Source organism: Oceanobacillus limi (assembly GCF_900111445.1).
Lineage (GTDB): Bacteria > Bacillota > Bacilli > Bacillales > Amphibacillaceae > Ornithinibacillus > Ornithinibacillus limi.
The window spans coordinates 112,839-124,802 of the sequence record NZ_FOHE01000002.1 but is presented as its reverse complement, the minus strand read 5'-3'; the positions used below and the strand labels follow the sequence as shown (position 1 = coordinate 124,802).

The 11,964-nt window shown below is 36.0% G+C and carries 11 protein-coding genes; all 11 read right to left on the bottom strand.

Annotated elements, in window-relative coordinates:
• Positions 1-71: 71 nt before the first annotated feature.
• The 11 genes from spoVK to BMX40_RS02875 all read right to left on the bottom strand — a co-directional run bounded on the left by spoVK (position 72) and on the right by BMX40_RS02875 (position 11,954).
• A complete protein-coding gene (gene spoVK, locus BMX40_RS02925; protein ID WP_090866666.1) occupies positions 72-998 on the bottom strand; it encodes a stage V sporulation protein K in 927 nt (308 codons plus the stop codon).
• A 125-nt stretch (positions 999-1,123) separates the two neighbouring features.
• Positions 1,124-1,348: an RNA chaperone Hfq gene (gene hfq / locus BMX40_RS02920; RefSeq protein ID WP_090866664.1), complete on the bottom strand. Its 225-nt coding sequence runs from the start codon at positions 1,346-1,348 to the stop codon at positions 1,124-1,126.
• A gap of 37 nt (positions 1,349-1,385) precedes the next feature.
• Positions 1,386-2,321: a tRNA (adenosine(37)-N6)-dimethylallyltransferase MiaA gene (gene miaA / locus BMX40_RS02915; RefSeq protein WP_090866663.1), complete on the bottom strand. Its 936-nt coding sequence runs from the start codon at positions 2,319-2,321 to the stop codon at positions 1,386-1,388.
• A 20-nt stretch (positions 2,322-2,341) separates the two neighbouring features.
• Positions 2,342-2,791, bottom strand: a complete 450-nt coding sequence (locus tag BMX40_RS02910) for a Dps family protein (protein WP_090866662.1) — start codon at positions 2,789-2,791, stop codon at positions 2,342-2,344.
• 151 nt (positions 2,792-2,942) lie between these two features.
• Positions 2,943-4,817, bottom strand: coding sequence for a DNA mismatch repair endonuclease MutL (mutL, locus tag BMX40_RS02905; protein ID WP_090866660.1), 1,875 nt, complete (start codon positions 4,815-4,817; stop codon positions 2,943-2,945).
• Between the two features lie 17 nt (positions 4,818-4,834).
• Positions 4,835-7,411, bottom strand: a complete 2,577-nt coding sequence (gene mutS, locus BMX40_RS02900; RefSeq protein ID WP_090866658.1) for a DNA mismatch repair protein MutS — start codon at positions 7,409-7,411, stop codon at positions 4,835-4,837.
• Positions 7,412-7,534: 123 nt separating this feature from the next.
• The gene (gene cotE / locus BMX40_RS02895; RefSeq protein WP_090866656.1) at positions 7,535-8,110 is read right to left on the bottom strand and encodes an outer spore coat protein CotE; all 576 of its coding nucleotides are present in this window, start codon (positions 8,108-8,110) and stop codon (positions 7,535-7,537) included.
• Between the two features lie 165 nt (positions 8,111-8,275).
• On the bottom strand, positions 8,276-8,704 hold the full coding sequence (locus tag BMX40_RS02890) for a YlbF/YmcA family competence regulator (RefSeq protein ID WP_090866654.1): 429 nt from the start codon (positions 8,702-8,704) through the stop codon (positions 8,276-8,278).
• On the bottom strand, positions 8,705-10,285 hold the full coding sequence (miaB, locus tag BMX40_RS02885; RefSeq protein WP_090866652.1) for a tRNA (N6-isopentenyl adenosine(37)-C2)-methylthiotransferase MiaB: 1,581 nt from the start codon (positions 10,283-10,285) through the stop codon (positions 8,705-8,707).
• A gap of 364 nt (positions 10,286-10,649) precedes the next feature.
• Positions 10,650-10,910, bottom strand: coding sequence for a stage V sporulation protein SpoVS (gene spoVS, locus BMX40_RS02880; protein ID WP_027447636.1), 261 nt, complete (start codon positions 10,908-10,910; stop codon positions 10,650-10,652).
• 246 nt (positions 10,911-11,156) lie between these two features.
• Entirely contained in the window at positions 11,157-11,954 is a 798-nt protein-coding gene (locus tag BMX40_RS02875) for a TIGR00282 family metallophosphoesterase (protein WP_090866650.1), read from the bottom strand.
• Between the last annotated feature and the right edge of the window lie 10 nt (positions 11,955-11,964).

Below are 11,964 nucleotides of genomic sequence, written 5' to 3'. Positions count from 1 at the left end.
GACATTTACAAAGAATCTAATTATATTCATATCATATCATAGCAAAGATGAAGTCACTTCACAAAATTCAACTAATCCTCTTCTACAGACAAGTCATTAGCTGTTAACATGATTAAATCATCAGGTGATGCCTGGCTTTTGTATAACAGACGAACAGCATGCATTCGAATGGCGTGTTCAATAATATTCCGCACGCATCGAGCATTAGAGAAATTTCTTGTACTCTCTTGTTGTTGCTTATAGAGATAGGAACGCAATTTCCATTCTGCTTCTTTCGTCAATTGGTATTCTCGCTCCGCTGCCATTTGTCTAGCGATTTCCATTAATTGATCCACTTCATAATCATCAAAATCTAGAATGAATGGAAATCTAGATTTGAGACCGGGATTCAGATTTAAGAACCTTTCCATTTCGTTTGGATATCCCGCTAGAATTAACACGAAATCATTTCCGTTATCTTCCATTTGCTTTACAAGCGTATCAATAGCTTCCTTACCGAAATCCTTTTCTCCTCCACGAGCTAACGAGTATGCTTCGTCAATAAATAAAATACCGCCACGAGCTTTTTGAATAATAGCGCGTGTCTTTTGGGCTGTTTGGCCGATATATTCTCCTACTAGATCCGCACGTTCAGCTTCGATGAAATGTCCTTTTGACAAAAGATTCATATCAAAATAGATTTTCGCTAGTTTTCTAGCAACTGTTGTTTTTCCAGTACCAGGATTGCCTTTGAATAGCATGTGGAGGACCTGCTTAGTGCTGGATAGTCCGAGTTCCTTTCTCTTTTCATTGATAACGATTGTTGCATAGATCTCTTTCACCCGCTGTTTTAATCGTTTCATTCCAACGAATGAGGAAAATTCATCTTCAATATGTTTAAATGGATCATGATCCATTGTTTGAACATTCGTATTGTGCGATTGTATATTTACGGGTTTTTTATCTCGTAATATAATGTTTATTTGACCATTTTTGTTTTGAATCTTTTGTGTACCCACGTCATCACCCCTTCATCACCATATTATACGTATTCACACAATAAGGTGTGACAAACGCCCACATGGTACGAGAAAAATGATACGCAACAGAAAACGAACGCCTAAACAGCGTTCGTTGAATTGACTTATTCTTTTTCCAAATTAATATTCTTAGCAGGAGCAAATGTAGAAATAGCGTGTTTGAAGATTAATTGTTGCTTACCCTCTGTTTCCAAGAGAACCGTAAAATTATCAAACGCTTTTACAACCCCTCTTAATTGGAAACCATTTGTTAAAAACACGGTTACTGAAACGTGATCCTTTCTCAGTTGGTTTAAATAATGATCTTGTATGTTTACAGATTGCGCCATCATGAATCCTCCTCTTTTCTATCTATATATAATAGTTCTACTTATCTTTTAAGAATCCTGCTAACTCCTCTAAAATAATTCGAAATTTTTCATTAATAGTATCAGGCGTTACCGAATACCAATTCACATCCATCTTGTTTTTAAACCATGTATATTGTCTTTTGGCATATCTTCGTGAATTTCTTTTTAATAGCTCTATGGCATGATTTAGATCGGTTTCTCCTTTTAGATAGGGTAACAATTCTTTATATCCAATTGCTTTCATGGATTGACAGTTTTCGTAACCTTGTTCATAAAAATATTTTGCCTCTTCGACTACACCAGTTTCAACCATTTGGTCGACGCGCTGGTTTATACGTTCATATAATAGACTTCTTTCCATTTCTAAGCCTATTAACGCAACATTATATGGTGACTCATTTGATTGTTGTTCCTGGTATTCGCTCATTGTTTGACCAGTTGTTTCGACTATCTCAAGGGCTCGAATTACCCTTCTATAATTGTTAGGATGAATTTTTGATGCTTGCTTTGGATCAACTTCTTTTAGTCTATTATATAATGCTGTATTCCCCTCACGTTGTAATTCTTCCTCTAGGCGCTTCGTCACCACATCATTTCTTTTTTTATGAGAAAAATTATAATTGAACAAGGCGGCTTGTATGTATAGTCCACTTCCTCCGACAAGGATTGGCAACTTTTGTCGAGCAGCGATCTCATCAACATATGCTTCAACATATTGCTGGAAATCTGCAACAGAAAATGATTCTTCTGGTTCTTTGATATCAATGAGGTGATGAGGGATTCCTTGCATTTCTTGTTCCGTTATTTTGGCCGTTCCAATATCCATGCCTTTATAAACTTGCATCGAATCTCCGCTGATGATCTCACCATTAAACTTCTTGGCAATCTCAATGCTTAGCTTTGTTTTCCCTACGGCTGTAGGTCCAACAATTGCGATTACTTTATTCTTCATTCATATTCCCCTAAATAAAATTATTTATATGCCCGGTAAGCAGTAAGCATCCAAACGTATTTTTCATAGCTCACCTGTAATGTAATAAGAAGATCTGCTGTTGGTTCATCGTTAGTCTCATTTGCCAAAGGTATCCCTATTTCTTTTATTTCAGAAATAATTTGCTTATAATCATCGATTAATTGATCGACAATTTCCTCCTCTTTATCGTCGGCACTTGCCTCCACTAATGTTGTGTTTTCTATGTATTGTGTCATTACAGCGAATGGCTTACCATCAATTGCTAAAATACGTTCTGCTACTTCATCTAGATCTTCTGCAGTCTTTTCATACATTTCTTCAAATGTTTTATGTAGTTGGAAAAAATGTTTTCCTTGAATAAACCAATGATACCGATGTAATTTTACATACATAACAAAATGATTTGATAGTAGTTGATTCAAAAAGTTGATTAGTTTCTGATTATCCATTTACACTCCACCTTTTAACCATGTTCAAATTGGATGTGCTCAGATTTTAAAGAGGTTTGAGACAACCTGTTTAAAGTCTCCACTCCAAGCGAACATGGCAGTTAGATTTTTACTCTTAGTTTTCGCGAAGTGTAATGGATTTATACATTATCTACATAACCCTCTTAAACATTTTTTCAAGTTCATAAGAAGAGAAATGGATAATGATCGGCCGACCATGTGGACAAGTAAATGGATCAGTCGTTTTACGCAAATCTTCTAATAATCGAAACATATCATCATGGTTTAAATAATGGTTTGCCTTGATGGATCGTTTACAAGACATTAAAATTGCTGCTTCTTCTCGAATCTCCTCAACATCAATGCGTTCCTCATTCATAATTTGCTCGATCATTTCCCGAATAATTTCCTCTTCAAACCCCTTAGGAAACCAATTTGGATGAGAGCGAATTACATAAGATTGATTTCCAAAGTCTTCCAAAAATAATCCTACTTTTTCTAGTTCATGTTTATGGTGCTCGATAAAGATAGATTCCTGTTTTGAAAACTCAAATGTTAATGGGAGCAATAACTCCTGGGATTCATTAATCGTGTTACCTAACTTTTCCTTAAAAAACTCATATTTAATTCGTTCTTGAGCAGCGTGTTGATCAATCATGAAGAAGCCTTCGTCATTTTGAGCTAATATATATGTCCCGTGCAATTGACCGATTGGGTACATGATCGGAATACGTTGTCTAGAAGTGGGTTCTTCTTTAATTGTCGAGTTAGTCTCTGACTGATCATAATTATCTGTAATAGGAGCCTTATTTACATGAGTTAATTGATTCAATGGTTCCGGTTCATGGAGAACTTCTCGTTCCTGTAATTGTGTTTCTTGATCTGCATTTAATGGTGAGCTATGATTTGTTTCATGTATCATTGCCGGTTGACTTTTTTCAACTACGGTGTTTAATTGATTATTTTTTTCTTGATCAAAATCAAGACTTGGTTGAACCGTTTTGTTTTTTTCTCGATTACCTTGTTCCATTTCAGGTATTAGTGTTGTTTGACGGAATTTTGATTGAATTGTTTTTTCTATTAATCCACATAACTCTTTTTCTTTACTAAAGCGAACCTCCAATTTGGTAGGATGCACATTAACATCTACTAGAATTGGATCCATTTTAATCGAAAGCACGACTATTGGTGACCTTCCAATCGGCAACAAGGTATGGTATGCACGCATGATTGCCTGTGTTAATGGAAAACTCTTAATAAACCTTCCATTTATCATAATAGAGATATAGGATCTAGAAGCTCTCGTTACCTCTGGTTTCGCAATATAGCCTTCTACGGCAAAGTCCAATGTTTCTTCTTTAATTGGTAGCATTTTTTTTGCTACTCCAATTCCATAAACCTGCGAAATCACTTGTAACATGTCGCCTGTTCCTGCAGTTTTAAATAAAGATTTCCCATTGTGTGTAGCTTCGAATCGAATGTTCGGATGCGATAAAGATAAACGATTTAATAAATCTGTTATATGTCCGAGTTCGGTATGAATCGTTTTCATATATTTTAGTCGAGCGGGCGTGTTAAAAAACAAATCGGAGACGGTTATTTCGCTACCTTTCCGTGCATCGCTTTTCCCTCTGTCGACTATTTTACCACCCTCTAATGATAAAAAAGTACCTGCAGAATCACCAGGGGATGTTTTTATGGTTAATCGACTAACAGATGCAATACTAGCTAACGCTTCTCCACGGAAACCAAGTGTATTTACATGGAACAAATCTGACTCATTTCGAATTTTACTTGTAGCATGTCGTAGGAAAGCGCGCTCGCAGTCCTCTTCTGTCATGCCATCTCCATTATCTGAAATTTTTATTTCTTGTAATCCAGCTTCTGAAATGTCTACTTTTATCCATGTGCTGTTTGCATCAATGCTGTTTTCGATTAGCTCTTTTACAACAGACGCTGGTCTTTCCACTACTTCACCAGCTGCTATCTTATTGGCTAATGCATCAGACATTTGAAAGATTTTCATGCAAACAATCCCTTCTATTATTGAACTTTCTTCTGTAAACGAAACAATTCGTTCATTGCTTCCATTGGTGTCATTTCTAGTAAATTCAAGGCTTTTAATTCGTTCACTAGATCGGCATCAGACGCATTTGTGTCTTTTATGTCCTTCGTTTGATTTTCATCTTCAAATAAGGAAAGCTGGTTTGAGCCGTGATCCTCTTCTGTATTTTTACTTATCTTATCTGAACTTTCTAGTTGAGCAAGAATCGCACTTGCTCGGTCAATTAAAGCGTTCGGTAATTCAGCCAATTTCGCAACATGAATACCATAGCTCTCATCCGCAGCACCATCTTGAATTTGGTGTAAAAAGACAACGTTTCCTTCGTACTCTTCTGCACGAACGTGTATATTCTTTAATTTAGCTAGACTATTCTCTAGTGTCGTCAATTCATGATAATGTGTGGAAAAAAGCGTTTTTGCATGGACATGTTGATGAATATACTCCACAATTGCTTGTGCTAAAGCCATTCCATCATAAGTGCTTGTCCCGCGTCCAATTTCATCCAATAATATTAAACTACGATCTGTAGCATTCGATAAGGCATGCTTCGCTTCAAGCATTTCTACCATGAACGTACTTTGACCAGACACAAGGTCATCGGCAGCACCAATGCGGGTGAAAATTTGATCAAAAATAATTAATTCTGCTTCATCACAAGGTACAAAGCAACCAATTTGTCCCATAATTACAGTTAAAGCAAGTTGTCGCATATACGTACTTTTACCAGACATATTTGGGCCAGTAATTAATAAGATGCTTCTATCTTGGTCAAGTGAAATGTCATTAGGTACAAATGAACCTTCCTTCATTACTTGTTCAACTACAGGATGCCTACCATTTCTTATGGATAATTTTTGATCGACAAACTTCGGACGTTTGTAATTATTTGCTTCACTAACAGTTGCAAAGGCTTGTAATACATCAATTTTACTAACTACATCTGCTAGATACTGAAGTTGTGGGATGTAGTCTTTTATCTTTTCACGAACTTCCATAAATAACTGATACTCAAGCTCTACGCTTTTTTCCTCTGCTTCTAAAATAAGTTGTTCTTTCTCTTTTAATTCCGGTGTAATAAAACGCTCTGCATTCGTCAGGGTTTGCTTGCGTTCATATTTACCATCCGGTAACAGATGTAAATTTGCTTTTGTAACCTCAATATAATAACCAAAAACACGATTATAACCTATTTTTAGCGATTTAATATTTGTGTCTTGTTTTTCCTTCTGTTCTAATGCTGCGATCCATTTCTTCCCGTTTCTCGATGCATCCCGATAGGTGTCAAGCTGTTCATGGTAGCCATCTTTTATAATTGAACCTTCTTTAATTGATATTGGTGGATCTTCCACTAAACTCCTCTCAAGTAAAGAGACGATATCCTCCGGGACAATTAGAGATTCTGCTAATTGTTCAATCTGTTTATGATTAAAAAGGTTTAGGGTCTCTTTTAGCTCAGGAATCTTCTTAAGCGATTTTTTAAGCTGGATTAAATCTCTTGCGTTCACATTTCCAAATGATATTCTTCCAGACAGACGTTCTAAATCATATACAGACTTAAGTATTTCACGTACCGTATCACGTTCCATAAAACTATGGTAAAATCCATCGACAGTTTCCAGACGTTCTTCGATTTGATTTCGTACTAGCAAAGGACGTTCCAACCATTTCTTTAGCATTCGTGATCCCATAGCGGTTACGGTTTTATCCAATACCCAAAGTAAACTTCCTTGTTTGCCCTTGCGCATAATTGTTTCGGTTAGTTCCAAGTTTCGTTTGGAATACATATCAAGCGATAAATGATTTTCTAAATCGATAATTTCTGCCTGCTTTAAATGGTCAAGCGATCTCTTTTGTGTATGTTGTATATAGTTTAATAACCTACTAAATGCTTTCATGAGTCGTTCATCATTTAAATTTTCACACAGATCCCGGTATTCTGCATTGAAATTTACTTGATCTTGATAAGAAAGCGTAACCTGTAACCGATCTATCAGCTGTTGCTGAGATTCTTGTGGAAGATTAGAAGAAATGACAACCTCCTTGATGGGCTGATTGTATAATTCATGAACTACTGAATCCCAACCATCTGTTATGAGTGCAATCCGGTTCTCCCCAGTAGATAAATCATTGTAGACAACTGCATAAGAACCATCTTCAAAATGGGAAAGACTAGCAATATAGTTATTGTTCCGTTCCTGTAGCATATTGCTTTCCATAACTGTTCCCGGTGTAATTAGCTGAACAACCTCTCTTTTCACAACGCCCTTTGCTGATTTCGGATCCTCTACTTGTTCACAAATGGCTACTTTATACCCTTTTTCAACTAAATTCTTAATATAATTTGCTGCAGAATGATATGGAACACCGCACATCGGAATGGGATCCTGTTTCCCGCCATCTCGTTTTGTTAATGTAATTTCCAGCTCTCGCGAGGCATTAATTGCATCTTCAAAGAACATTTCATAAAAATCACCTAGTCGAAAAAATAAAAAAGCATCTTGGTAGTCTGCTTTAATTCGTAAATATTGTTCCATCATTGGTGTATATTTTGCCATTATATAATCCTCCAAAAACCTACATATTCTGTTGTAATTATAGCATAAAATGTAGATTTTAGGCGATGGGTTAATCCTGAAAGTATACAAAAAAACTTACGAGGAGTATCCCCCGTAAGTCTTTTAGTCCTTGCTTCTACTGCTACTTTCAAGAAAGTCTGGATCGATTTCATTTAATTCATCATCTGTCACAGCAAAATCCCAATCTTCATCAGTATCATCATATTTTGTTCCTTTTGGATCAACTTTTGCATAGACTTTCGTTTCACCTAGGACTTCCACTAGAAATTCACGTTCAATCTCTACTAGAATTTTGTGGCCTTGGTTAGAGATTTTGCATTCTAAACAATTTGGTTGTTGAAGTACTTTGCAAATAACATCAAATTCATCATTGATGCAATTATCATCTTTAATTCCAAGTGGTACTAGATCACTGTAGGTCACTCTTTCTGTGACAACTTCTGTCTTGGTATTATCATTATAAGAATACCATACATTAATGTCGTAGCTACCATTAACTTCTACGGTATCATCTGATTTTTTCTTTGCATTATACAAGTGGTTAATTACCCAGCATCCTAGAATACTTGTAGGTCTATGAGATGGCGAAATGGAATGAGTCGCTTGCGTGAATTTCTTTCCTTTGCCAATAACAGCTTTTGTAATAATCTCTCTATAGTCTTTATCTAGAAAACTCATAATTACGTTACCTCCTCTTTTTTCATAGTCATTTTATGCAAGACAAATACCTAAAGTGCATATTATTCGATGAATCAAAAAGAAGAATGTAACGAAATCAACTATAACCTTAATGTAAAGGCAATATATAAAAAAACAAGCAAGAAAAATTCTTGCTTGTTTTTATTAATGTCCACAGGAGGCACTATTTTTCTTTTTAGAACCCGTTTCCCCTGCAAGTACATCTCCACCTGTAGATTCAATAACTTTATTTGTTACTTCTCTAGAGATAGTTCCAGAGATAAGTTGAAGTACATCATTGACAACAATTTGAGACTCTTTAAATTCCTGAACTACTGGTATTTCATCGATCTCAGCCTGTAAACGATCAATTTCATCTTCTATTCGCTTCAAAGCTTCCCTTTTTTCATAAGCCTGAAAATTAACAGCTTGTTTCTGCAACGCTTTTATTTTAGTAATAAGCTTTTGAACTTTTTGATTCTCATTGAGTTTTGCTTCTACTTGTTTAAAACGATCAATTTCTTCCGTGTTTGCAAGCATATCTGCTAGCTTTTTCGCTTCATCCAATACTTGTTTACGTGTGTATTCTTGCATTTAGTTCACCTCAACTGTTTTTTCTACCATTTCACCATTTAATGACCATGTTTTTGCTTCCGTTACACGTACTTCAACAATATTTCCAATGGCAGATTTAGGCCCTTTGAAATTGACAAGCTTGTTCTTTTCTGTGTATCCAGCAAGAACATCTGGGTCTTTTTTACTCTCACCTTCAACTAGTACCTTAACAACCTTGTCCTCATAAGATTTCATGGAGTTAGCAGACTGTTTATTAACGAGCTCATTCAATCTGTATAAGCGTTGTTTTTTCACGTCTTCAGGAACGTCATCCTTTTTCCGTGCAGCAGGTGTACCGTCACGTGGGGAGTAAATAAACGTATATGCTGCCTCAAAACCAACTTCTTCTACAAGAGTCATTGTTTCTTCAAATTGCTCTTCTGTCTCATTTGGGAAACCAACAATAATATCCGTGGTTAATGTGACATTAGGGATAGCTGCTTTGATTTTTCGTACGAGTTCTAAATATTCTTCACGAGTATATTTACGATTCATCCGTTTTAATACTTCACTACTTCCAGATTGTACCGGTAAATGGATATGATCCAATAGATTGCCGCCTTTTGCTAAGACTTCAATGAGATGATCATCAAAATCTCTCGGATGGGATGTCGTAAAGCGCACTCTCGGTATATCGATTTTATGCATGTCATCCATAAGATCACCAAAACGATAATCCATATCTTCAAAATCTTTTCCATATGCATTAACATTTTGCCCAAGTAGTGTTATTTCTTGATATCCCTGAGCTGCTAAGTGACGCACTTCTTGGATGATATCCTCTGGACGGCGACTACGCTCTTTCCCTCGTGTCATTGGAACGATGCAATAAGTACAGAACTTGTCACATCCATACATAATATTTACCCATGCTTTAATTTTACCGTTACGTACTTTAGGAAGATTTTCAATTATATCCCCTTCTTTTGACCAAACCTCTACCACTTGGGCTTTGTTAAACATTGCATCTTTTACTAGGTGTGGCAAGCGGTGGATATTATGTGTACCAAAAATAAGATCAACATGTTGGTGCTTTTTCATGATTCGATTTACTACGGACTCTTCCTGTGACATGCAGCCACAAACCCCAAGAATTAAATCTGGCTTTTCCAGCTTTAGCGGTTTTAAATGTCCAATTTCACCAAACACCTTATTTTCTGCATTTTCTCGAATAGCACAGGTGTTTAGTAAAATAATGTCTGCTTCATTTGTATCGGATGTTGATTCATATCCCATCTCTGTTAAAATACCTGCCATTACTTCTGTGTCATGCTCATTCATTTGGCAGCCGTATGTACGGATAAGGAATTTTTTCCCTTTTCCAATATTCGCCATATCTTCAGGGATGGAAAAGTCATAATGGAACTGTACATCTTCTTTACGACGTTTTCTTGCCTTCTTTATATCGGGCGGTTGATAGCTCGTTTGAAAATACTTCGCAATCATTTCATCACTAGAAGTGCTCTTAATACGATCCACATTATCCTTGCCGGATTTTACGTCCGTTGGATTGGTGCTTTGCTGGATTTGAGCTTGTTCTTTTCGCTGTTGCTCATTCATAAGGAATCTCCTTTCTTCTATAAAACACTTATTTTTATGCATAGTTGTTCATTATTTCAGTATAAAGCCTACACTTAAATTTAACAACAGAAGATCGAAACTGCAAATAAAACCTCTATAAAACTTTAAGTTAAGATTACTAAAATTGTCATATATTGATTTAAGTTAATCCTGCATAATGGGCCGTAATCCCCCGCTGATTCACGATTAACTTTATTCAAATAGTTACAAGTTTCAAAGTGAGTAAGACACATTGCTGATCGGAATCCTCAAACAGATATCTCTTAGTTCTCCACGGAAAAAATAACAATAAAAAATCGTGCTACGTAAAAACGCAGCACGGAATGGACAATCATCATTTCAATTATCTTGGTTCTACAATTAATTTAATTGCTGTACGTTCCTCATTATCGATTAAGATATCGGTAAATGCTGGAATACAAATCAAATCAACACCACTTGGGGCTACAAATCCTCTCGCTATGGCTACTGCTTTGACGGCTTGGTTTAAAGCACCCGCGCCAATAGCTTGAATTTCCGCTGATCCACGTTCTCGTAATACATTTGCAAGTGCACCTGCTACTGAATTTGGATTTGATTTAGCTGAAACTTTTAATATTTCCATTACTAGTACCTCCTTCATTTGCTATTATAGTTCTACTGCTACTATATTCTTGGAGATGTTAGCTTATTACCATTATGCATGAAGAATTCAAAAAATTCAAATACCCATTTAAGGATAATTAACCTGACCTTACTCAAAAAAATGCATGCAATTGTAAGAACGATGATGGCCAAAAACTACTTATAGATAAATTACCTATTCATAAAGTTCCACTTAACTACTCCTGGAAAAGAAATATAATTATTCTTATTCGAAGAAAGTGTGGTCATCATTAATTAATATGCGCTCTACCTTTTTGGCATGCCCAATATTTTTATCAATTGTTACTACTAAACCATTTAATTGCGTCCTTCCCTTTTTATCAATATCAAAACGTACAGGTAAGTTCGTTTTGAATCGTTTTAAAACTAGCTCTCGTTCTACACCTAATACCCCATCATATGGTCCAGTCATCCCAACATCTGTTATGTATCCTGTTCCGCCTGGTAATATTCGTTCATCAGCTGTTTGTGTGTGTGTATGTGTTCCAACGATACAGCTTACACGACCATCTACATACCACCCCATAGCTTGTTTCTCACTTGTAGCTTCCGCATGAAAATCGAGAAAGATAATGTTCGTTCTTTTTTTAGCTTCTGCTATTAACTCATCAACTTTTTGAAAAGGATCATCTATTGCAGGGAGAAAGGTTCTACCCTGTAAATTAATTACAGCAACTTTTGTGCCATTTATATTCATAAAGGTGATTCCCTTCCCCGGATTTCCTTCAGGAAAATTCGCAGGTCGTATCATATTTTTAGCATCATCAATGAACTCAAAAATTTCTTTTTTGTCCCAGGTGTGATTGCCCATTGTGATAACATGTGCACCCCATTCAAGGAATTGCTTATATATTTTCTCGGTGATACCTTTACCAGAAGCGGCGTTTTCTCCATTTATAATGATCATATTTGGACGGTATTTATCTTTTAGTTTTGGTAAATATTCTTGAATCATATCTCTACCCGGTGAGCCAACGACATCACCTATAAACAATATTTTCATTGTATTTCAT